This is a genomic window from Streptomyces sp. NBC_00440 (genome assembly GCF_036014215.1).
Classification (GTDB): domain Bacteria; phylum Actinomycetota; class Actinomycetes; order Streptomycetales; family Streptomycetaceae; genus Streptomyces.
Genome location: NZ_CP107921.1, coordinates 6,607,030 through 6,628,511, shown reverse-complemented (window position 1 = coordinate 6,628,511; position 21,482 = coordinate 6,607,030). Strand labels below are relative to the sequence as shown.

Annotated in this window: 17 protein-coding genes; 5 read left to right on the top strand and 12 right to left on the bottom strand. The window is 69.3% G+C overall.

What is annotated here, in order from left to right:
* The first annotated feature begins 91 nt into the window (after positions 1–91).
* A complete protein-coding gene (gene xylA, locus OHB13_RS29550) occupies positions 92–1,261 on the top strand; it encodes a xylose isomerase (protein WP_328379091.1) in 1,170 nt (389 codons plus the stop codon).
* Between the two features lie 92 nt (positions 1,262–1,353).
* Here the strand turns inward: xylA and acnA are convergent, their stop codons facing one another.
* Positions 1,354–4,068 carry an aconitate hydratase AcnA gene (gene acnA, locus OHB13_RS29545; RefSeq protein ID WP_323183627.1) on the bottom strand — a complete coding sequence of 905 codons (2,715 nt, stop codon included), beginning with the start codon at positions 4,066–4,068 and terminating at the stop codon, positions 1,354–1,356.
* Between the two features lie 446 nt (positions 4,069–4,514).
* On the opposite strand from acnA, the gene OHB13_RS29540 reads away from it, so the two are divergent.
* Positions 4,515–5,555, top strand: a complete 1,041-nt coding sequence (locus tag OHB13_RS29540) for a hypothetical protein (protein WP_328379090.1) — start codon at positions 4,515–4,517, stop codon at positions 5,553–5,555.
* A gap of 173 nt (positions 5,556–5,728) precedes the next feature.
* On the opposite strand, the gene OHB13_RS29535 is transcribed toward OHB13_RS29540, so the two are convergent.
* Positions 5,729–6,667: a S41 family peptidase gene (locus tag OHB13_RS29535; protein ID WP_328379089.1), complete on the bottom strand. Its 939-nt coding sequence runs from the start codon at positions 6,665–6,667 to the stop codon at positions 5,729–5,731.
* Positions 6,668–6,724: 57 nt separating this feature from the next.
* Between OHB13_RS29535 and OHB13_RS29530 the strand changes: the two genes are divergently transcribed.
* On the top strand, positions 6,725–7,267 hold the full coding sequence (locus OHB13_RS29530; RefSeq protein WP_328379088.1) for an ArsR/SmtB family transcription factor: 543 nt from the start codon (positions 6,725–6,727) through the stop codon (positions 7,265–7,267).
* 270 nt (positions 7,268–7,537) lie between these two features.
* A complete protein-coding gene (locus OHB13_RS29525) occupies positions 7,538–9,067 on the top strand; it encodes a helix-turn-helix domain-containing protein (RefSeq protein ID WP_328379087.1) in 1,530 nt (509 codons plus the stop codon).
* A gap of 1,119 nt (positions 9,068–10,186) precedes the next feature.
* Here the strand turns inward: OHB13_RS29525 and OHB13_RS29520 are convergent.
* Positions 10,187–10,591, bottom strand: a complete 405-nt coding sequence (locus OHB13_RS29520; protein WP_328379086.1) for a MerR family transcriptional regulator — start codon at positions 10,589–10,591, stop codon at positions 10,187–10,189.
* A 79-nt stretch (positions 10,592–10,670) separates the two neighbouring features.
* Between OHB13_RS29520 and OHB13_RS29515 the strand changes: the two genes are divergently transcribed.
* On the top strand, positions 10,671–11,480 hold the full coding sequence (locus OHB13_RS29515) for an alpha/beta fold hydrolase (RefSeq protein ID WP_328379085.1): 810 nt from the start codon (positions 10,671–10,673) through the stop codon (positions 11,478–11,480).
* Between the two features lie 771 nt (positions 11,481–12,251).
* Here OHB13_RS29515 and OHB13_RS29510 read toward each other — a convergent pair.
* From OHB13_RS29510 to OHB13_RS29470, 9 genes are all read right to left on the bottom strand, one after another.
* On the bottom strand, positions 12,252–13,103 hold the full coding sequence (locus tag OHB13_RS29510; protein WP_328379084.1) for a class I SAM-dependent methyltransferase: 852 nt from the start codon (positions 13,101–13,103) through the stop codon (positions 12,252–12,254).
* Positions 13,104–13,108: 5 nt separating this feature from the next.
* On the bottom strand, positions 13,109–13,897 hold the full coding sequence (locus OHB13_RS29505; protein WP_328379083.1) for an alpha/beta fold hydrolase: 789 nt from the start codon (positions 13,895–13,897) through the stop codon (positions 13,109–13,111).
* Positions 13,894–14,532 (bottom strand): LysR substrate-binding domain-containing protein, encoded by a 639-nt coding sequence (locus OHB13_RS29500; RefSeq protein WP_328379082.1) that lies wholly within the window; start codon positions 14,530–14,532, stop codon positions 13,894–13,896. Before OHB13_RS29500 ends, OHB13_RS29505 begins: the two co-directional genes overlap by 4 nt.
* A 2-nt stretch (positions 14,533–14,534) precedes the next feature.
* Positions 14,535–15,344 carry a DUF6182 family protein gene (locus tag OHB13_RS29495; RefSeq protein WP_328379081.1) on the bottom strand — a complete coding sequence of 270 codons (810 nt, stop codon included), beginning with the start codon at positions 15,342–15,344 and terminating at the stop codon, positions 14,535–14,537.
* The gene (locus tag OHB13_RS29490; RefSeq protein WP_328379080.1) at positions 15,341–16,474 is read right to left on the bottom strand and encodes a hypothetical protein; all 1,134 of its coding nucleotides are present in this window, start codon (positions 16,472–16,474) and stop codon (positions 15,341–15,343) included. The genes OHB13_RS29495 and OHB13_RS29490 overlap by 4 nt, the downstream gene beginning before the upstream one ends.
* Positions 16,474–17,949: an NAD(P)/FAD-dependent oxidoreductase gene (locus OHB13_RS29485; protein ID WP_328379079.1), complete on the bottom strand. Its 1,476-nt coding sequence runs from the start codon at positions 17,947–17,949 to the stop codon at positions 16,474–16,476. Before OHB13_RS29485 ends, OHB13_RS29490 begins: the two co-directional genes overlap by 1 nt.
* Entirely contained in the window at positions 17,946–18,803 is an 858-nt protein-coding gene (locus OHB13_RS29480; protein WP_328379078.1) for a class I SAM-dependent methyltransferase, read from the bottom strand. The genes OHB13_RS29485 and OHB13_RS29480 overlap by 4 nt, the downstream gene beginning before the upstream one ends.
* Before the next feature lie 108 nt (positions 18,804–18,911).
* A complete protein-coding gene (locus OHB13_RS29475) occupies positions 18,912–20,624 on the bottom strand; it encodes a GH3 family domain-containing protein (protein WP_328379077.1) in 1,713 nt (570 codons plus the stop codon).
* A complete protein-coding gene (locus OHB13_RS29470) occupies positions 20,621–21,301 on the bottom strand; it encodes a hypothetical protein (protein WP_328379076.1) in 681 nt (226 codons plus the stop codon). Before OHB13_RS29470 ends, OHB13_RS29475 begins: the two co-directional genes overlap by 4 nt.
* Positions 21,302–21,482 lie beyond the last annotated feature (181 nt).

Sequence of the window (21,482 nt, the reverse complement as noted above, 5' to 3'; positions counted from 1 at the left end):
CCGGCGATGCCGTATTAGTAATGTCGGCAAACAAATCGATCGGGCGGCAGTCCGCGACCCCGCCCGACCCCTCGTCGACAAGAGGCTGAACATGCCGGACCGCTTCACCCCCACGCCCGCAGACAGGTTCACCTTCGGTCTGTGGACCGTCGGCTGGAAGGGCAACGACCCCTTCGGCGACCCGACCCGCCCCGCCCTGGACCCCGTCGAGTCCGTGGAGCGCCTGGCTGAACTGGGCGCGCACGGTGTGACCTTCCACGACGACGACCTGATCCCGTTCGGCGCGTCGGAGAGCGAGCGTTCGGCGCTCGTCGCGCGCTTCAAGGACGCGCTGGACCGCACCGGTCTCAAGGTCCCGATGGCCACGACGAACCTGTTCACGCACCCCGTCTTCAAGGACGGCGGCTTCACGTCCAACGACCGCGATGTGCGCCGCTTCGCGCTGCGGAAGGTCATCCGCAACATCGATCTGGCGGTGGAGCTGGGCGCGCGGACCTATGTGGCCTGGGGCGGCCGCGAGGGCGCCGAGTCCGGGGCCGCCAAGGACGTACGGGTGGCGCTCGACCGGATGAAGGAGGCCTTCGACCTGCTCGGCGAGTACGTCGTGGACCAGGGGTACGACCTGCGCTTCGCCATCGAGCCCAAGCCGAACGAGCCCCGCGGCGACATCCTGCTGCCCACCGTCGGCCACGCCCTCGCTTTCATCGAGCGGCTGGAGCGCCCGGAGATGTACGGGGTGAACCCGGAGGTCGGCCACGAGCAGATGGCCGGGCTGAACTTCACCCACTCCATCGCCCAGGCGATCTGGGCGGGCAAGCTCTTCCACATCGACCTCAACGGCCAGTCCGGCATCAAGTACGACCAGGACCTGCGCTTCGGGGCGGGCGACCTCCGCCAGGCGTTCTGGCTCGTCGACCTCCTGGAGAGCGCCGGCTACACCGGACCGCGCCACTTCGACTTCAAGCCGGTCCGCACCGACGGCTTCGACGGCGTCTGGGAGTCGGCGAAGAACTGCATGCGCAACTACCTGATCCTCAAGGAGCGCGCGCTGGCGTTCCGTGCCGACCCGGCCGTCCAGGAGGCGCTGGCCGCCTCGCGCCTGGACGAGCTGGCCGTGCCCACCGCCGCCGACGGCGTCAAGGGGCTGCTGGCGGACCGCTCCGCGTACGAGGAGTTCGACACCGGCGCGGCAGCGGAGCGCTCCATGGCCTTCGAGGCGCTCGACCAGCTGGCCATGGAGCATCTGCTCGGCGTCCGCTGACCCGCGGGTACGGGGGCGCATGGGAAAGGGCCGTACCCCGCCGTGATGTCCGGCTGGGGTACGGCCCTTTCGCGGCCTCGCGGCCCGTCCGCCTACTTGCGGATCAGGTTGCGCAGCACGTACTGCATGATGCCGCCGTTGCGGTAGTAGTCCGCCTCACCGGGGGTGTCGATGCGGACGACCGCGTCGAACTCGACACCTGTGTCGGTGGTGACCTTGACCGTGCGGGGCGTGGTGCCGTTGTTCAGCTCGGTCACACCGGTGAAGGAGAAGGTCTCCTGGCCGGTCAGGCCGAGCGACTCGGCGGTCTTGCCCTCCGGGAACTGGAGCGGCAGGACGCCCATGCCGATGAGGTTCGAGCGGTGGATGCGCTCGTACGACTCGGCGATGACGGCCTTGACGCCGAGCAGCGCGGTGCCCTTGGCCGCCCAGTCGCGGGACGATCCGGAGCCGTACTCCTTGCCCGCCAGGACGGTCAGCGGGATGCCTGCGGCCTGGTAGTTCTGGGAGGCGTCGTAGATGAACGACACCGGTCCGTCCGGCTGGGTGAAGTCGCGGGTGTAGCCGCCCTCGGTGCCCGGCGCGATCTGGTTGCGCAGGCGGATGTTGGCGAAGGTGCCGCGGATCATGACCTCGTGGTTACCGCGGCGCGAGCCGTAGGAGTTGAAGTCGCGGCGCTCGACGCCGTGCTCCGTGAGGTACTTGCCGGCCGGGGTGTCGGCCTTGATCGCGCTGGCCGGGGAGATGTGGTCGGTGGTGACCGAGTCGCCCAGCTTGGCGAGGACCCGGGCGCCGGTGATGTCCTCGACCGGGGTGGTCTCCATCGTCATGCCCTCGAAGTACGGGGGCTTACGGACGTAGGTGGACTCGGGGTCCCACTCGAAGGTGTTGCCGGTCGGGATCGACAGCGCCTGCCACTGGGCGTCACCCGCGAAGACGTCCAGGTAGGACTTGTTGAACATGTCCTCGCCGATGGTGTTCGCCACCACGTCGTTGACCTCGGCCTCGGTGGGCCAGATGTCCTTGAGGTAGACCGGCTTGCCGTCCTGGTCGGTGCCCAGCGAGTCCTTGGTGATGTCCACCTTCATGGAGCCCGCGATGGCGTACGCGACGACCAGCGGCGGGGAGGCCAGGTAGTTCATCTTGACGTCGGGGTTGATGCGTCCCTCGAAGTTACGGTTGCCCGAGAGCACCGACGTCACGGCCAGGTCGTGGTCGTTGACGGCCTTCGAGACCTCCTCGGGCAGCGGGCCCGAGTTGCCGATGCAGGTGGTGCAGCCGTAGCCGACGAGGTTGAAGCCGACCTTGTCGAGGTACGGGGTGAGCCCGGCCTTGTCGAAGTAGTCGGTGACGACCTTCGAACCCGGGGCGAGGGTGGTCTTGACCCAGGGCTTGCGGGTCAGGCCCTTCTCCACGGCCTTCTTCGCGACGAGCGCGGCGGCGACCATGACGTACGGGTTCGAGGTGTTGGTGCAGGAGGTGATCGCGGCGACCGTGACGGCGCCGTGGTCGATCTCGTACGTCGAACCGTCGGGGGCCGTGACGGTGGTCGGACGGCTCGGCACACCGTTGTGGGTGGCCGGGGCGTCGGAGGCCGGGAAGGACTCCTTGCCGGACTCCTCGTCCTCGGAGACGTAGTTGCGGACGTCCTGGGCGAACTGCGCCTTGGCGTTGGCGAGGACGATGCGGTCCTGCGGGCGCTTCGGGCCGGCGATGGAGGGGACGACCGTGGCGAGGTCGAGCTCCAGCTTCTCGGAGAAGTCGGGCTCGGCGGCCGGGTCGAGCCAGAGGCCCTGCTCCTTGGAGTACGCCTCGACGAGCGCGACCTGCTTCTCGTCACGGCCGGTCAGACGCAGGTAGTTCAGCGTCTCGGCGTCGATCGGGAAGATCGCGGCGGTGGAGCCGAACTCCGGCGACATGTTGCCGATGGTGGCGCGGTTCGCGAGGGAGGTCGCGGCGACGCCCTCACCGTAGAACTCGACGAACTTGCCGACGACGCCGTGCTTGCGCAGCATCTCGGTGATCGTGAGGACCAGGTCGGTGGCGGTGGTGCCGGCGTTCAGCTCGCCGGTCAGCTTGAAGCCGACGACGCGCGGGATGAGCATCGAGACCGGCTGGCCGAGCATCGCGGCCTCGGCCTCGATACCGCCGACGCCCCAGCCCAGCACGCCCAGGCCGTTGACCATGGTGGTGTGCGAGTCGGTGCCGACGAGGGTGTCGGGGTACGCCTGGCCGTTGCGGACCATGACGGTGCGGGCCAGGTGCTCGATGTTCACCTGGTGGACGATGCCGGTGCCCGGGGGGACGACCTTGAACTCGTCGAACGCGGTCTGGCCCCAGCGCAGGAACTGGTAGCGCTCCTTGTTGCGGCCGTACTCCAGCTCGACGTTCTGCGCGAAGGAGTCCGACGTACCGAACTTGTCGGCGATGACGGAGTGGTCGATGACCAGCTCGGCCGGGGCGAGCGGGTTGATCTGCGCCGCGTCACCGCCGAGCTCCTTCACGGCCTCGCGCATGGTGGCGAGGTCGACGACGCAGGGCACGCCGGTGAAGTCCTGCATGATCACGCGGGCCGGCGTGAACTGGATCTCCTGGCTCGGCTGGGCCTGCGAGTCCCAGCCGCCGAGCGCCCGGATGTGGTCGGCGGTGATGTTCGCGCCGTCCTCGGTACGCAGCAGGTTCTCCAGCAGGACCTTCAGGCTGTAAGGGAGGCGAGCGGAGCCCTCGACCTTGTCCAGCTTGAAGATCTCGTACGACTCGTCGCCCACGCGCAGCGTGCTGCGGGCGTCGAAGCTGTTCGCCGACACGACAGTCTCCTTCATCAAAGTGCGCGTTCTACCGCGCCGCGCCTCATGAGCGCCGGCGCCGCGTGGTGCCGCCTGCGGCTGCTCGGCCATCCGCTACAGTGAGGATTAGTTAGGTAACCCTTACCGAGTGACGGCCGCGATGCGCCTCGGCAGATATCTCGATGTCGAGATAACTCTAGTACACGTCCGCTCGGAGGTCATGTGGGGCCACTGTCCTGTCTCAATGACAGGGGTCACCGCCCGGGCGATCACGAGCATGCCGCCTGCATGGTCGACAGCCGCGCCGCGGCCCTGGGCATGGGCCGAACGGGTGCATCTGAGCCGCTCTGCGGGCTGGGCCGCTGTGATCGCGATCTCGCCTCGGCCGCCGGGTTAAGGTCCGCGTGGAAACGCTCCCCCGAGGCAGTTCCCGCTGCTCCCGCCGGCGTCCTTGGAGGCTCGCAGGTATGCCCCGTTCGTACGGCGGGCCAGCGAACGGCCGACGTGACTTCCTGGCCGGGCTCCCGTCGAGAGCGGCCGCCCTGCTCGCAGCGGTCGCTGCGGTGCTGAGCACGCTGATCATCGCCACGCCCGCCGCTGCGGCCGTGCCCAGTTGCAGCGTCGGGGCTTACGTCACCGACCTCTACGCGGTGGATCCGGTCCAGGGCACCGTGAACGCGGAGCTGTGGCTGTGGAGCGTATGCCCACGCAAGGATCTTGACGCTCTCCAGCGTCTCGAATTCACCAACGCGACGAAGACCATGCTGACCGCGCCTTCCAGCGAGAAGGTGGACAACGAGTACTGGACCCAGGTCAAAGTGGCCGGGACCTTCCGGCAGACCCTGAACCTGACGGACTTCCCGTTCGACAAACAGGTCGTCCGGATCCAGGTTGAGGAAAACAAACTGGACAAGTCACGGTTCGTCTACCGGGCGGATGTGAAGAACTCCACGTACAGCCCCAGGATCCATCCCGGCGACTTCAAGATCACGCGATTCCGGATCGGTGTCGGTGACGCGCCCTACCGGACGAGCTTCGGCGATCCCCGGCTCAAGCGAGGAGGCAGCAGTCACTACTCCCAGCTGGTGATCGACTTCCAGCTCACCCGAGTGGACATCACGAGTTTCGGCAAGCAGATCCTGCCGGTCTATGTGGCTCTCCTGGTCGCCCTGGTCTCGTTTCTGATCTGGTCGAAGGACAACGAGGTCGCCATGGTCGCACGGCTCGGGATTCTCGGTACCGCGCTCTTCACGATCATGCTCAACCTGCGGGCGGTCGACGAGGCGCTGGGCACCTTCCTGAACGTGACGCTGGTCGAAGAGATCCACTTCATGAGCCTGATCTACGTACTGGTCGGCGTCGCCAACACCACCTACGTCATGAAGCTGTTGACCGATCCCATGGCCGAACCGGCGGCGCGGCGCTTCAACAACCGCACCTTCGCCATCTCGACGGGCTTGTACCTCATCGCCAACATCGTCGTCATCGCCCTCACCGTGTCGTTCTGAGTCTCCGGGAAGCGGTGGAGGCTCGCCGACGCCGCCGCATCCGCACTGATACCCCCCAGTGCACTGAGCCGCGCGACCAGGTTCGCCGGGATGGAAGCCCGAATGGCTGGGTCGTTGAGATGACGGCTCGATTGCGTGCGAAGGGACAGCCGCCCGGCCGCCCCTGTCCTTTGTCATGCCATCGAGGCGTTCGACTGCGAACCAGCTGTTTCTGTCAGCCGGGCGAGGGCCAGCGCGTGCGCACGGTCGAGGGAGTCGGCGGCAGCGCAAAGGATGTCCGGTTGCACACCGGCGCCCTCCCAGTTCGTGCCGGAGACGGGATTGATCGCGCGACCCACGGGGACGGTGGCTTCCAGGCGCGGGTGCACGGTCCAGCCCTGGCACGGATGTGCGCCACCGCGGGTGCGCTCGCCGACGACAACGGCGCGGCCGAGCTGCTGGAGGTCGTACGCCAGCTCTTCAGCGGCAGAGAAGGTGCTGTCGCTGGAGAGCACATACAGCGGTTTGCTGCCACCGAAGCAGGCGCCGGGTACGTGCGGCAGGCTCCAGGACTGCTCGCTGCGCTCACCGCCGCGCCAGTACATGGTGTTGAGGTGAGTGCGCTCGTCCAACAGGTAACTGCAGACGAAGGCGACCGTGTCCGGGTCGCCGCCCCGGTTGGCACGAAGGTCCACGATCAGCGCCTGGGCGCGGGACGCCAGGGTGAGCGCGGCGCTCAGCGGTTCAGCGGCCCACTCCAGCGGAAACAGCATCGGCGCCAGCTCCACCACGGCGACCCCGCCGTCGAGCAACTCCACCCGGGGCGCGCCGCCCAGCGAGGTGTCGAAGTCCCGGCGCATGGAGGCCAGGGTGGCCGCCCCCTGCTCCGGAGGCACCCGGTCAGCGTGGTACTTCAGCCTCAGGTGTCGGTCGCCGTTGACGGACTGCAGGTCCGCGGTGACAAGCCGACCGAGCTCTTCGGCGCCGTCGACGTCATAGGCGCCCTCGGCGAGGCGCCGTCGCAGCAGGCCCGCAAGCTGCTCGGCTGTCTCCGGGAAAACGTAGTGCTCGATCAGGAGCCGGGCCGTCTCGTCGATGACAGGTGCTGGCCGAAACTGCGTAAGCGTCGTCATGGCTGGGAGTAGAGCACCGCCCTTGCGAAAGCGTCAAGAGAGTTAGACACTTTCGGTATGCCCGACCAGCCTCCCTATCCGCCACCTCCTGAGGACGTCCAGGAGATCGGTGCGCCCGAGCAGTTCGCGGCGCTCGCCCACCCGTTGCGTCAGCGGCTGCTCTTCGCCCTGGGCCACCGGCCTGCCACCATCAGCCAGCTTGCGGTGCAACTCGACGCGAAGAAGGGCAATGTGGCCCACCACCTCAAAGTGCTCCGCGAAGCCGGGCTGGTCCACATCGCCGAGACCCGCCAGGTCCGCGGCGGCACCGAGCAGTACTACCAGCGCACGGCCCGCCACATGGTCGTCGCCGAACCCCGGGCGGCAGGCACCGCCGCGATGCTCGCCGCGGTCGCCCAGGAACTGGACCGCTCGCCCGCCGAGACCCACCTGGCACTGCGCCACCTGCGCCTCAGCCCCGCGAAGGCACGAGAGCTCGGCGAGGCCCTCGCCGAACTGGTCGACGGGGCCGAGGAAGATATCGAGGACCAGCCCGTGCACGGTGTGTTGGTAGCGCTCTACCAGCAGGCTCCGCCGACCGGCACCACCAGCTCCGCCTGAGCAGCACCAACCTCCCGGCACCCCCGCTCCGCCCAGAAGTGGACAAACCAGCCGGGCCGCCTCCGCCTCACATGCGACTCACAGACGACGCGCCCGCCCGCCCGCCATACCTCCGACCCCGGGGCGCCCAGCCGGATGCGTGGCGGGCCCGGTCGGCAGCCGGGGCGTCGCGTCGCGGAAGGCGTCCGCGTCCGGGCCGTCGCCACACCCGTCACTCCAATGGCCCACCCCGACGAGTCGGCATCTCATATGTGAGATAACGTCTGCCGTATGGCAGATGACTACCTCGTACGCATCGGCAAGCTCATCCGTGACGCCCGTCAGCACCGGGGCTGGACACAGACTCAGCTGGCCGATGCGCTCGCCACAAGCCAGAGCGCCGTGAACCGCATCGAGCGCGGAAACCAGAACATCAGCCTTGAGATGATCGCCCGGATCGGCGAGGCTCTCGACAGCGAGATCGTTTCGCTGGGCTACGCCGGGCCGATGCATCTGCGGGTGGTCGGCGGACGCCGGCTCTCCGGCGCGATCGACGTCAAGACGAGCAAGAACGCCTGCGTGGCGCTGCTTTGCGCCTCGTTGCTCAACAAGGGGCGGACGGTGCTGCGCAGAGTCGCCCGCATCGAGGAGGTGTACCGCCTGCTGGAGGTGCTCAACTCCATCGGTGTACGCACCCGTTGGATCAACGACGGCAAGGACCTGGAGATCGCCCCGGGCGCCGAGGTGGACATGGCCGCCATCGACGCGTCGGCCGCCCGCCGCACCCGCTCGATCATCATGTTCCTCGGCCCGCTGCTGCACCGCCTGGACAACTTCAAGCTGCCGTACGCGGGCGGCTGCGACCTGGGCACCCGCACCATCGAGCCGCACATGATCGCGCTGCGCCGCTTCGGTCTTGAGATCACGGCGACGGAGGGGCTCTACCACGCGCAGGTGGAGCGGGGCGCCACTCCCGACCGCCCGATCGTGCTGACCGAGCGCGGCGACACCGTCACCGAGAACGCGCTGCTCGCGGCCGCGCGCAGCGACGGCGTGACCGTCATCCGCAACGCGTCCTCCAACTACATGGTCCAGGACCTGTGTTTCTTCCTGGAGGCGCTGGGCGTACGGGTGGACGGCGTGGGAACGACGACGCTGACCGTGCACGGAGTGCCGGACATCGACGTGGATGTCGACTACTCCCCCTCCGAGGACCCGGTCGAGGCGATGAGCCTGCTGGCCGCCGCCGTCGTGACGGAGTCGGAGCTGACGATCCGCCGGGTCCCCGTGGAGTTCATGGAGATCGAGCTCGCGGTCCTGGAGGAGATGGGCCTCGACCACGACCGCAGCGCCGAGTACGCAGCCGACAACGGCCGGACCCGGCTGGTGGACCTGACCGTACGGCCCTCCAAGCTCGAAGCCCCGATCGACAAGATCCACCCGATGCCCTTCCCGGGGCTCAACATCGACAACGTGCCGTTCTTCGCGGCCATCGCGGCGGTCGCGCAGGGCCAGACCCTGATCCACGACTGGGTCTACGACAACCGCGCGATCTATCTGACGGACCTCAACCGGCTGGGCGGCCGACTCCAACTCCTGGACCCGCACCGGGTACTGGTGGAAGGACCGACCCGCTGGCGCGCGGCGGAGATGATGTGCCCGCCGGCGCTGCGCCCGGCGGTGGTGGTGCTGCTGGCGATGATGGCGGCCGAGGGCACGTCGGTGCTGCGCAACGTGTACGTGATCAACCGCGGATACGAGGAGCTGGCGGAGCGCCTCAACTCCGTTGGCGCACAGATCGAGATCTTCCGGGACATCTGAAAGCCCGCAGAAGTAGTTCCGTCACACCTCTCCTGACCTGCATAAATGCGAGGTTAGGTGGGGCGTGACGAAGTCTCTGGGACTTCTCTGGGACTTTGAGCCAGGAGCGACGACTTCCGGCACAGCGTTCTTCACATGATGAGTCATCGAAATCACGTCACAGGGAACGAGGCATCGAAAGCCGCAGGTCTGAAATGGTTTCCCCTCTCGGTAGGCAACATCTCGCGACCCATAGCGTCAAACGAGCGGCACGGCCTGCCCTGCATTCCGGGTCACCGTAGGCTTGCCGTTGCCACCATTGAGGTGTGCCAAGGGGCGGCTTTCCTCGCTCCACGCGGGAAGTCACGCCTCCGCCACTCGGCACGCTTACTGCAGCCGGACGCGCTCACAGCCGAGCTCGGCTGTGAGCGTCCCCCAGGCGGGCGAACGGAGCTCGGACGCGGCCACTCCCAGGTGCTTGCGCGATTGACCCGAAGACGCCGGTGTAGCCGTGGCCGGCTACGTCTTGTCGTTCGAACGTGCCGCACGGGGCGGAGAGACCGTCGTGGAAGTCGGCAGTCCGCGGCGGTCAAGGGTGCGTCGAGGCTGGGCACGGTCAACTTCCAATCGCCGCTTCCGTGGTCGGTGTGCTGGAAGTGGGTGAGGGTGTCTGCGTCGTCCTTGAGTTCAGTGATCCAGGGGGCCATCTCCGGTGGTGCCAGACGCTCGGGTGCGGGCCCCTTCAGGTCGGGTCCGAGCCAGGTGACGCGCGAGGGTTCGCCGTCCGGGGTGCGCAGTTGGCGGTCGAACCGGGGGCGTCCGCTGATGTGGTGTGTGGCGCTGCCGACGGTGGGAGTGCCAGAAGTGCTTTCCGACCGGCGCGTACTGTCCGTCCAGCCCCGAGGAGGGGGAAGAGGCCGGATCCGCCGTTGTGAGCACGGGGCCCTCCCGTCGGAGGGTGAGCTGGACCGTTGCGGTGTCCGTGGTGCCGGAGATCTCCATGAAGTCCAGGTCTCCGCTGGTCGCCAGAATCGAGGTCCGGGCGCCGAGGGACGTGCCGGACCGTGTCACCCCTCCGGGGGCTACCCGCACCCCACCATGCGCCTCGCAACAGCAAGCCACTCGATCCGGGGCTTTCTGTCAGCTTGCCTCGGCAACGCCCGGCTGAGACGACCTCGGCTTCCAGGCTCCCTCAGGGGGCACAGCGGCGATGATGGTGTCGAGGATCGCGTGGGACGCCTGTAAATCCTCGATGGCGCGGGTGATTCGCTCGCTCTCCCGGCGCAGTTGGGCGAGCAGGTCCGGGCAGGTGGGCACGAGGCGCTCGTCGTCCGCCCGGATACACGGTAGAACCTGAGCGATCAGCGCGGTGGAAAGACCTGCCGCCAGCAGACAGCGAATGCGGCGAACTGTCTCGACGTCCGACTCGGCGTAGACGCGGTAACCGCTGGGCAACCGCTCAGGCGTCAGCAGTCCCTGCTGCTCGTAGTAGCGCAGCAGCCGCTCATGCACCGTGGTGCGCTGCACCATTTCGTTCATGCGCATACCGCTCGCCCCATTCCCGCTTCCCCTGCACACACCACGACTTGACTCTGACACTGATGTCGGAGTTTAACGTCGGTGTATGACCACTGATCACGTGCTTCCCATCCCTCACCTCGATGTCCTCGTGCAGGGGCGCGGCCCCGCGCTCCTGCTGGCCCACGGTGCCGGAGGCAGCATCGAGGGAAACTTCGGCCTCGTCCTCGACGACCTCGCCCAGGACCACACCCTCGTCGGCCCGCACTACCCCGGAGCGGGTGGCTCCCCCGCAGCCATCGAACCCCTGGACCTGGACGACCTCGCCGACCGCCTGGTCGCAGCAGCCGTCGCGGCCGGCCAGGACTCATTCGCCGTCCTCGGGGAGTCCCTCGGCAGTGCCGTGGCCGTCCGGATCGCCACACGGCACCCCGACCGTGTCCGGGCCCTCGTCCTCACAGCCGGTTTCTCTATCGCCGACCCCGTCCTGGCACTCGGCGCCCAGCTGATCAAGTCCCTTGCGGCGGCCGGCCAGTGGGAGGACGTGGCACGGCTCGCCCTCCTGTCCTGCATGTCGCCGGCGGACCTGGCGGACCTCGAACCGGCCGCCCTCGACGAACCGGTCGCCCAGACCCTGACCGCAATGCCGCCGGGCATGCTGGACCACTTCGACCTGGTGTCCCGCGTGGACGTCCGGGCCGACCTCGCGACGGTGTCCGCCCCCACCCTGGTGGTGGCGCCGACCGGCGACCGGCTGGTGCTGCCGGAGAGCTCGTACCGCCTAGCGGGAGGCATCCCGGGCGCCCAGCTGATCGAACTGCCCGGCGCAGCGCACCTCCTGAACCCGGCAGACCGAGCGACCTGGCTCCGCCACGTCCGCGATTTCCTCGCCGCCCTCCCCGCCACGTCACCGTGAGCAACGCTCCTTCCGGATCAGGCCGTCCGCCCACGACGTCGCCGCGGCGTCGGGCCGGCCTGCTCGTTCTCGCCGCCACGACCTGCGTCGTCGTCACCACGGAGCCCCCGTCGGTCGGACTGCTGACGCCGATCGCCGACGAGCTGCGAGTCGCGCGATCACGGATGGGCTGCTGGTCATCGTGTACGACTCCGCCTTCGGACTGACGACAGCTCCGCTCACCTGCTGGACCGCCGGCCGGCCGCGTGCTTCTGCGTAATCGTGCATGCGGTCTGCTCTCTCGGCACCGTGCAATCCGCGGCCGCGGTGAGCTACCCGACGCCAGCGTTCCCTGCGCGGGGCGGCGCACAGAGTATTCGGTCGATCGTCGCCGGGTACGCAGCCGCGCCGGCCACACCCGGCCGCTGGGCTGTACGACAGCCGTCGCCCTTCGCCGGAACTCGACGGACGGCCCCGACCCCTGTGGTGCCGGGCCTCGTTTGTGCCCGGATCACGCGGGCAGCTTTCTCCCACCCTCGTTTGCTTGCCGTCGGGTCGGTGCAGCGGCACCGGCGTATGAGGGCCGTTCTCGCATCGACAACAGTCCTCGAACGGCCCGCCCGCAGCTGACACCTGGCGGGAAGGCCGGCACGAGGTACCCACCCGCCTCGTGCCGACCCGCGGTGGTTTCGTGGAAGGGCGTCGCCCCCTTCGACCAGCTCGTCGCCTGACGAGGGCGAGTGGCAGCTCTGCTCCTCTTCACCGTATCCGGTGCGACATGGGCGGCGATCTTCAGGAGGCCGTTGGGACGATGCCCACAGCGACGCTATTGCCCTCACTGATGTAACCGTCGTGTGCCCGTAGCGGGTTGGCCGCGTCGTCCGGATCAAGGAAGGGCTCCCAGCTGCCCGCCAGCCCCATGCCGACCGCCTGCCGGGCGACAGCGGCGCAGGCTTGTGCGTAGAACCCCAGGGTCGCCCGGTCCAGCGGTGCGTGGTGCTCAATCAGCATCGTCCGCTGCCGCACCGCCACCAGTCCCGCCTCTTCCAACGCCCGGTGCAGCCGGCGGGTGCGCAGCAGTTGGCGCGCGTAGCCGGAGGTGCGGGCAGCATGCCGGAAGAAGTCCGTGTACAAGAAGGGGTCACCCGGGCCCACGGTGATGAGCGAGGCATCCAGGTCTTTGACGGCAACGATCCCGCCAGGTCGCACAACGCGGCGGAACTGCGCTATTGCGTAACCGAGTTCACTGTCGTCGAGGTACTGCGTGGTATTGGCGCACCAGACTGCGTCAAAAGTGTCGTCTTCATAGGGAAGGTCGAGTATGTCGCCCTGCCTGACATCGAAGGTGCAGTGGGTACGGACCTCGCGCATTCGCCCGGCGGCGAGCGCCGCGTTCTCCTCAGCGAGATCGATCGCCGATACCTGACCAGCGGGACCGACCAGGTCGGACAGCCAGGGAAGGAAGGCGCCGCTACCGCAGCCGGCATCGAGAACATGCCAGCCGGAGCGGATGCCCGCCTGGTCCAGGGCCGCTTGGTAGTGCGGTGCGCACGCGGCGAAATGTGCGTCGACGATCTCGTCGTGGGTGAAGCCGAGACCCGTCGACGCCGTGTGCCCCCACGACGCATGATCCTTTGTCAGCATGAGTTCTACCTGTTCCGATCTGCCGTCATGGCATCGTCGAGCAGCGTGGTGAGGAGGCTGGTGACCTGGGCGGACGCTTCCATCGGCTGGAGGTGACCGGTCCCCGGCACGACGACCAACCGCCCGCGCGGCAGGGCGTCGGCCGTACGCGCCGCGTCCTGGAGGGAGACGAGTTCGTCCTCCGCCCCTGTAACGACGACGGCAGGTACGCCGGTGGCCCGCAGGACGGACAGAGAGTCGGGGCGTGCCGCGATGGCGCGCTGCGCCCAGGCCACTGTCTCGGGCGGGGCGTCCTCGGCCATGGCCAGGACCTCCTCGACCAGGTCCGGGCATTGGGCTCGGGTACTGGCACCGAGGAGTAACGGAGCAGTTCGGCGCACCACTTGGCCGTGGAGTGTCTCGTCGAGCATCAGATCGGCGAACCGCAGTCGCTCGGCCGCCGTCTCGTGCGTGTCCGCGGTAGCCCTGCTGGCGAGCAGTGCGAGGGCGCGGACGCGGCCGGGGTGGCGGCGCAAGAACGCCATCGCCACGTAGCCGCCCATCGAACATCCGGCAAGGGCCACACCATCGATGTCACGCTCGTCGAGGAGGGCGGCGAGGTCGTCGGCCACGATGTCGAGGGACGGCGGCCCGGAGCCCAGCGGGGTGGTGCCGAAGCCACGCTGGTCGGGGGTGAGGACGAGGTGGCCGCGAGCGCGCAGCGCGGCCGCCTGGGAGCGCCACATCGCGGAGTTGAGCGGCAGGGCGTGCAGGAGAACGACGGGATGGAGCCGGGACCCGACAGCGCTCGTCACCGCGCACCTCGCTCGGCATCGGCCAGCAGGGCTGCGGCGCGTGGTGGGAGCTCCAGGCCGCGAAGCCGGGCGAGGGCCACGGGGGCGGGGGGCAGGTCGTGCATGGGAACCGCACGGATATGGGGTGGCAGCACCGCGTCGAGCGATCGGAACGAGACGTGGACGGCCTGCGTGGTGGCGAGTATCCGGGCCATGCCTTCCACGGTGGTCATCGGGTGCGGGCGGCGGATCGGTGTGCCGGAGGGTGTGCGAGGCGGGACCACCTCGTCCCAGACGTACGAGGGGAAGCCACCCGGGCAGGAGAAGGAGTCGTAACAGGCGGCTTCCTCGATGGAGACCGTGTCGCGGCCGGCGAGAGGGTGGTGGGCGCCGACGATCAACGCGCGGCCGTCGAAGGCCACCGGCCTGCTCACGGCGATGTCCGGCTCCCGTGGATCATATTTGACGATCATCATGTCCATGGCGTGCTCGCGTAGTGGCCCGAACGGATCGGCGACGTCGTAAGGGACGAACTCCACCTCCCGCGGGTTGTGTCCTGCTGCCGTGACGATGCGGGCTGCGAGGTGCGGAGCGCCATGGACACCCAGGCGGACGGTGCGCGCCGGGGCCGTGGCGGTGGGCAGTGTGTCGGGCATATTCAGATCTCCTCGGTCAGGCCGGCGTAGGCGCGGAGTTCCTCCGGCCGGTGGGTATCCGTGTCGACACGCAGAGCGGCGAAGGGGACCGCCGGGCCGGTCAGCCGGTCGACGGACCGCAGGGTCAGCCGGTCCCCGTGGGCGATCAGACCGTCCAGAACCGCCTCGACGAGGAGGTGGTTCACCTGGACCAACAGCTCGGAGACGGTGATCTGCTCGGTGGCGACATACAGGTCGCGGTGAACGGGCCGACGCTCCGCGACGCCGTGGGACGGTGCCCGCACCTCCACGTCCATGGGGGCCCACGCGGAGACTTCCCGGGTGCCGCTGAACGTCTTGAGCAGTCGGCGCAGTGCGGCGGTCTGTCCGCCGGGAACAGGGCCCGCCCAAGCTACGGAGCCGTTCCCGGCCACGTGGTCGAAGAAGAACCGGTCGGTGAGGTTGACCGGCCGGCCGGCCAGAAAGACCGTGCGGGTGAAGGCGCGCCACCACGGCTCGGCGCGCTCCGCCGGAACGGAGAGCGCGAAAGCGCAGGTCTCGGCCACCCACTGAGGGAGGCGGAAGCGGTCCACAACCGTGACGGTCAGAGGGCCTCCCGTCGGATCCGTGTCGTCGGCGGCGAGCGCGGTCCTGGCCGCGAGAAGGCCGGCCGGGCTGGTCAGGTCGAACCGCGCGGCCAAGGCGGGCCGGGCCGCACGCAGCCGTCCGGCCGCGACCGTGAGCAGCTGCTCGGGCCCGAGAAGCTCGGTGGGAACCCGACAGGCGCCATGACTGCCGGGAGCGCTCAAGGGAACAGAGCCGGCGGAATTCATGGAGACACCGTGGCGAGCAGGGAGCGGCCGACGGCCGGACCGCGTCGGCCGAGCAGGGACGAGGTGAGCCGGTAGGGATCCACATAGGTGTGGATGTGACCTCGCCTGTGCCGCCGGAGCAGCGCCGACAGGGCCTCGGGCCCCACTTCAGGCGCCTCGGCGGCCCGGCTCAGAAGCCCTTCCGCACGGACCAGGTATCTACCGAGCAGGTCGCGCCGGAACGAATCCTGCTGCCCCGGCCCGAGCGAGGCGATGAAGTACAGCCGCATGGCGAGCCGGACGGCCGCCGGATCGGCGGCGTCGGCGAACGAACGCAGCAGTGCCTCCACGGTGTGGTCGCCCCAGCCACCGCGCCGGGCCGAGCTGATCTTCCCGCCGATGGGGACCCGACCGATCGGCACTCGGTGGACGGTCGGCCCCTTGAGGCTCAGTACGCGCTCCAACGCCCGGTAGTCGGGGTCGAGTTCCCGGTCGTAGAGGAGCACGATCTCGTCGTACCGAGGCGCGAGCGGCAGGAGCTCGCGAAGCGCGCAGGCAACGTAGTTGGGGCGCCCGTCGGCGGTGACGATCTGCCGCAGCGGCAGCCCGTACCGTGTGGCGTCGAGGTACACCGGCCCGCCCACGTCCCGCTGGTCGAGGCCCAGCCCTGTGGCGAGCAGGTCCTCGATCATCTCCTCCAAGCCGAATCCGGGGGGCTGGTGTGCGAGCAGTCCAGGGTCGTGCAGTCCGAGCCGCTCGTAGTGACCCGCCCACAGCCTCAGCACGCGAGCCCCGGCTGGGTGCACGAAGCCGTCGTTCTCGATGGCCTCGGCGTAGGGGCGGAGGGCGCCGGCGGTGGGAGCGTGGCCCTCGGCGCGGTAGCGGACATACAGCTCCCCGACGTCGGACTCCGACAGTGCCGCGTAGTCGGCGCCGGGTCGGACGCGGTCGAGGAACTCCCAGAAACCGGAAGTCTGTTCGGTGCGGTGGTACGTGGTGTGGCTGTAGCGGTAGGTCACCTCGGCGTACGCCTTGGTGGCCCGGTACATCACGTCCGCCCAGAGCAGGCCCTTGAGATGGCTGGGGGTCAGCGGTTTGGACGGGGTGACGGTGACCGGTGCCAGCAGCACCTTGCGCCGCGCGTCGGCCATCAGTCCCGCCCGCCTGTGCCCAGAGCGGACAGCAGTTCCGCGCGGGTGGGGGGCAGCAAGTCGGCCGGCACACCACCAGCGGCGTCGGCCGCCCGAACCCGTACTCTGAAATCGGCCGAGTCGAGTATCTCCGCAGGCGTGTTGAGGCCCATCAGGATGCGGACCAGGCCACGCCAGAGCGTGGCGTCGCCGGCCGCCCCGCTCGCCACCTCGGACAAGGCGGGACGGCCGGGCGCGACGGGCGGCACCGGCGCCGGCCCGGTGTTCTCGGCACGGGCCCGCCACAGCCGGGTGCGCGCCCGGCTGTCGTGGACGGCCTGCTCGAACCAGGGGCGGTGGATTCTGTCGGCGATCCGTACTGCCCGCTCGCTCTGCGCTGCACCCGCCTCCGGGTACGACGCGAGGAGTTCAGCAAGCGCGAAGGCATGCTGGAGAGCCAGCGACATGCCACGCCCGTACAGCGGATCGGTGACGCACGCGGCTTCCCCGACGGGGAACAGGCCGGCCACCTGCCAGCGGCCCGGCCGGGCGGTGGAACGAAGGATGTTGGGAGGCGTGGTGATGGCGCGTACACCTGTCAGTGGTGTCGCGATCCGTTCGTCGGCGAACGGCGCCACGTGCGGCGACAGACGAGCGGCAGCCGTGAAGCCCGCTGGTGTGCGCAGAGGATTCGTGCCGGTGTCGCCGGTCGGCGCCCCTATGGAGATCGCGAAGATGCCGTTGTCGGCGGGGTGCACGACCGCGGCGTAGTGGTCCCAGATGCCCCCGGCGGCGTTTCCTCGGTTGAGGGGGCCTGGCAGCGTGTGGCCGTGGGTGGACAGTTGGTAGAAGCGGGAGAAACAGCGCAGCTGGGTGGGGGCCGTCAGGTCCTCGCCCACGGGTACCCCGGCGTCCGCCAGCCAGGAGAGAGAGGCGGCCCGACGGCCCGTGGCGTCCACCACGAACCGCGCGGGCAGCCGCTCGCCGCGCTCGGTCACCACGCCCGTCACACGGGACCGGGGTGGGTCGAAGAGCAGACTCCGCACCGTCGTCCCGTGATCGAGGATGACGCCCGGCAGGTCGCGTACCGCGCGGTACAGAAGCAGTTCGAGCAAGGTACGGCGCACGGCCAACGCCACAAGGTCGTCGTCGGCCGGCTCGCCTGGCCCTGCGACGGGCGCCGCCTCCGTGATGTCGAGGAGTCGCGCGCCTTCCGCCACGGCTCTCTCCAGGAGCCATGGGGCGGACCGGCGCAGAACGCGCACCCCGAGCGAGGTGAGTGTGTGCGAATGGTCGCTCTGTGGGACGGTGGGGCGGTCCCAGAGCCCGGCGGCCTTGGCGACCGGGCCCTCCGGGGGCGGGGCGGAACGCTCCAGGACCATCACCCGGAAACCATGTCCGGCGAGGGCCAGGGCGGTGGCGAGGCCAGCAAAGCTGCCACCCACGACGACCACGGGAGCGGCGGCCGTCCCCGGCCCGTCCCCCCACGCGGTCAACGTCGCCGCCCGTGGACGAAGAAGACCCGGCGCACGTCCTTGACGCCGCGTGCCGGAACCGGGTCGGGCCAACGGCCGAAGTCCGCTCCCGTGTCGCCGGGCTGGTCTGCCACGGCATCGAACCCGAAACGGGCGAAGAGGGCTTCCGGTTCGTCGCTGCCGAACAGCCAGGGGCAGCCCCATCCCGCGAAGACGTCCAGCAGGCCCCGCATGTGCGGCAACGTCAGGGCAGCCTTGTTGACGAGGTCGGCGGCGATACGGCTGCCGGGCGCGGAGACTGCCGCCACCCGTTCCAGCATGCGGTGGGTGTCGGCTTCCGGAATGTAGTAGAGCAGCCCCTCGAGCAGCCAGGTGGACGGCAGCGCGGGGTCGTACCCGCTGTCGATGAGCCGGTGCTCCCAGTCGTCGGCGGTAAGGTCCACGGCCACGGTACGGTGTGCCACGCGCGGAGGCACACCTTCTAGCCGGTCGGCCTTGAACTCCAGGACCGCCGGGCGGTCCACCTCGAAGTAGCGGATGTGGGCGGGCCAATCCATGCGGTAGGCACGGGAGTCCATACCGGAGGGCGCCAGAACGATCTGCGTCATGCCCGGATCCTCCGCGGCGCCGCGCAGGAACTCGTCGAAGAACCGGGTACGGATGGCGTTGTAGTCGGGGGTGCTGGGCAGCGACCGCGGCCGGTCGGGTGGAAATGTGGCGGCCCGCACCTCGGCAAGCAGTTCGGGCCCGGCGTCACCGCAGAGCCGCGCGGCGTACGGATCCTCGTAGAGCCGGTCCTCCCGCCGCGTCTCGGCGGCCCGAAGCGCCGCTGTGAGCAGTGCGGTCCGTTCGACCGGGTTGAGCAGTTCGGTCATCTGGGGCTCTCCTTGTGCGTGGATGCTCGGGGTGGAACTGGGCGTGGCGCGACAGCGCACGGCCGTGAAGGCCGGGCATGGTGGCAGGCGGCGCTTCTCCCGTACGTCTCAGACGCCGCCTGTCAGGCGGCGCCAGAGCGCGTCGTCCTGGCGGAACAGACGGTCCTTGACCTGGGTGGGACGGATTCCGGTGGCGACTGCGGCGTGCCAGTCCCGTTGGAAGGCGTCCCGGTCCAGGAGACGCAGGACCGGGGCTGCCAGACGGCGCTGGGTCCGGGCCCCGGCGTAGCCGGCTGACTCACGCGCCAGTGCCTCGTCGAGGAGCTCGGTGAAACGGACGATCTCGGCCGGCTGCCAGGGGGACTCCGGAGCAACGGCGAAGACGTAGTACGCCGCGTCCTCTCCGGGCCTGCGCTCGGTCCGGCAGCACACGTTGACGAGTCCCAGGCCGGTGGCAGTCAGCGCGGAGCGCAGGGCCCTGAGCACCTGCGACTCACGCAGACGCTCCCCCGCCGCGTCGGACCGGCCGGAACGGCCCGCGTAGGCGACCCTGGGCACCCCGCCGGGCATGTCCACCACCCTCACGACATCGCCCCCCGCGTACCGGTAGAGGCCGCCCACGTGACTGAAGATCACGTGGTACTCGCGTCCGGCCTCCAGCTCGCTCGGCAGCAGCGTCTCGGTGTCGGGAGTGAGATCGGCGTCGGCGTCGACGAACTCGTACACGGACGCGGTGACGACCAGGCTGCCCGCCGAGCCGTGCCGGTCCAGCGGCACCCCGACCGGCCCCTCCGATGCGGCCACAGGAGCCGGCAGCGCCGCGACGCCGATCCCGAAACGCTCACGCAGGGAGGGCAGGTACAGGGAGGCTACACCCGTCGTCCAGCCGAACAGGGCCCGGATCCGCGGCCACACGCGGGCCGGGTCCACTGCGCCGAAGTAGTCTGCGATGAAGGCCAGTTCGGCGGCTCGCGCCGGGTCCGGGCTGCCGTACGGCATACCGCCCAGCGTTCCGTCGCGTACCTCCTTGACGATCCGTTCCCACCACAGGGTGAGCTGGTACGGCACAGCGGCGATCATCGCCGGATTGATGCCGATCAGGCAGCGTACGTCGCTCTGCACGGCAAGCCGCAGCCGCAGGTACATCTTCTCCGCGTGGTCGTCGGGAGCGACGTCCACGGGAAGGGTGCCCCAGGGGGCGGCGGTGCCCAGTTCGGCGGACAACGGCTCGCCGAACTGGGCACCGAAGTCCACCTGGCTCGCGCCGACGTGGGGCCGGCCCCCCGACGTGGTGGGTGGGGCGGTCAGTGGATCGTGCTTGAGGTTGAGGACGGCGTCGGGCCGGTGCGTCACATCGGGGAAGTTCTCGATGAGCGGAGCCCAGGCCGCGTAGTAGAAGGGGAAGAAGGTGGTCCGCATGAACTGCGGCGTGACCGGGATCTTCTTGTGGGCGCCGGTGCTTCCGCTGCTGGTGAAGTACACGACGGGCTGGTCGGCCGAGAGCAGGTTCGGCTCGCCGCCCGCCATTCGCTCGATGAGTGGTGCATGGGCGGAGTAGTCCCGCACGGGGACGGCCTTGCGGAAATCGTCGATGTCTCGCACTCGGCCGAATCCGTGCTGCCTGCCGAATTCGGTGCCGCTGTTGAAATCGAGCAGATCGGCGAGGACATCGTGCTGCCAGCCCCGCATGTCGCCGAGTGCGTGGGCGAGCCGGGACCGTTCGTCGAGGACCCGCCGGCGGTAGCGGTCCGCGTGCCCGGGCGCCGCCCAGCCCTGTCCGTCGTCGGCGGCGCTCGCGGCGCTCCGCATGTCCGTGGTCATGGCGCGAGCACCTCCACCACGGCCTCGGCGGCCCTGGCCGCACTCGGCTGCTCCTCGATGATCGTCACTGGCACGTCCCGCACCTCTTCCAGCATCAGTTTGCGAAGACTCGTCTGATAGCTCTCGAAGCCCAGCCATTCGGGGCGGTCTCCGAAGTACTCCAGGGGGTTGAGCCGTGCGCCGTCGTCCGAGCGCCGCCAAGCGGACTCGGGCGTGACGTCGACGTAGACGACGGAGCGGGGCCGGGGGAAGGAACGCCACCAGTCGTACATGGGGTTGTGCCGGATCCCGGCCAGACGGCACTTCGCGAGGATCTTGTAGTAATAGGAGTCGACGAGCAGTGGCACACCGGCTTCGTGCCGGGCCAGTTCGTCCTTGAGATGGACCACGGCGGTCTGAAGCACGCTGGCCAGGAAGTCAGCCGAGTAGTGGGTGCCCAGGTGCGGCAGGACGTCCTGGACGACCTGCCGGCGCAGCGTTCCGACGAGTTCGTGTCCTGGTTCGAGGAGGCCGTGGTCGGTGGAGAGGGTCCGCCAGCCGGGCAGCCGGGTGGCGATCTCCACCATGACGGAGGACTTTCCCGCGCCGTCCGGACCCAGCAGGACGTGGAACGGCGGGCGTTCGTCGGCCACGGGCGCCTCGGTGAACGGCATCACCGCCTCCGCCGAGTCGTCCATGCCACGCGCGGGGTCCTCGGAGCGCGTACTGCCCGTCGGTTCGCCTCCTGCCCAGTGCCCGCCGGCTCGCCGTGTGCGGCGGACACCGTGTCGGTGTACATCCCTGACCAGTGCATCTCTTCCGCTCCGATACCTTGTTCAGCAGTGGGAATGGTTCGTTCCGGGCCATGGCGGACGGCGC

Excerpts from the sequence above, each read along its gene's own strand:
- xylA (WP_328379091.1), top strand. The coding sequence starts at position 92 with ATGCCGGACCGCTTCACCCCCACGCCCGCAGACAGGTTCACCTTCGGT.
- OHB13_RS29540 (WP_328379090.1), top strand. The coding sequence starts at position 4,515 with ATGCCCCGTTCGTACGGCGGGCCAGCGAACGGCCGACGTGACTTCCTG.
- OHB13_RS29535 (WP_328379089.1), bottom strand. The coding sequence starts at position 6,667 with ATGACGACGCTTACGCAGTTTCGGCCAGCACCTGTCATCGACGAGACG.
- OHB13_RS29530 (WP_328379088.1), top strand. The coding sequence starts at position 6,725 with ATGCCCGACCAGCCTCCCTATCCGCCACCTCCTGAGGACGTCCAGGAG.
- OHB13_RS29525 (WP_328379087.1), top strand. The coding sequence starts at position 7,538 with ATGGCAGATGACTACCTCGTACGCATCGGCAAGCTCATCCGTGACGCC.
- OHB13_RS29520 (WP_328379086.1), bottom strand. The coding sequence starts at position 10,591 with ATGCGCATGAACGAAATGGTGCAGCGCACCACGGTGCATGAGCGGCTG.
- OHB13_RS29515 (WP_328379085.1), top strand. The coding sequence starts at position 10,671 with ATGACCACTGATCACGTGCTTCCCATCCCTCACCTCGATGTCCTCGTG.
- OHB13_RS29510 (WP_328379084.1), bottom strand. The coding sequence starts at position 13,103 with ATGCTGACAAAGGATCATGCGTCGTGGGGGCACACGGCGTCGACGGGT.
- OHB13_RS29500 (WP_328379082.1), bottom strand. The coding sequence starts at position 14,532 with ATGCCCGACACACTGCCCACCGCCACGGCCCCGGCGCGCACCGTCCGC.
- OHB13_RS29495 (WP_328379081.1), bottom strand. The coding sequence starts at position 15,344 with ATGAATTCCGCCGGCTCTGTTCCCTTGAGCGCTCCCGGCAGTCATGGC.
- OHB13_RS29490 (WP_328379080.1), bottom strand. The coding sequence starts at position 16,474 with ATGGCCGACGCGCGGCGCAAGGTGCTGCTGGCACCGGTCACCGTCACC.
- OHB13_RS29480 (WP_328379078.1), bottom strand. The coding sequence starts at position 18,803 with ATGACCGAACTGCTCAACCCGGTCGAACGGACCGCACTGCTCACAGCG.
- OHB13_RS29475 (WP_328379077.1), bottom strand. The coding sequence starts at position 20,624 with ATGACCACGGACATGCGGAGCGCCGCGAGCGCCGCCGACGACGGACAG.
- OHB13_RS29470 (WP_328379076.1), bottom strand. The coding sequence starts at position 21,301 with ATGGACGACTCGGCGGAGGCGGTGATGCCGTTCACCGAGGCGCCCGTG.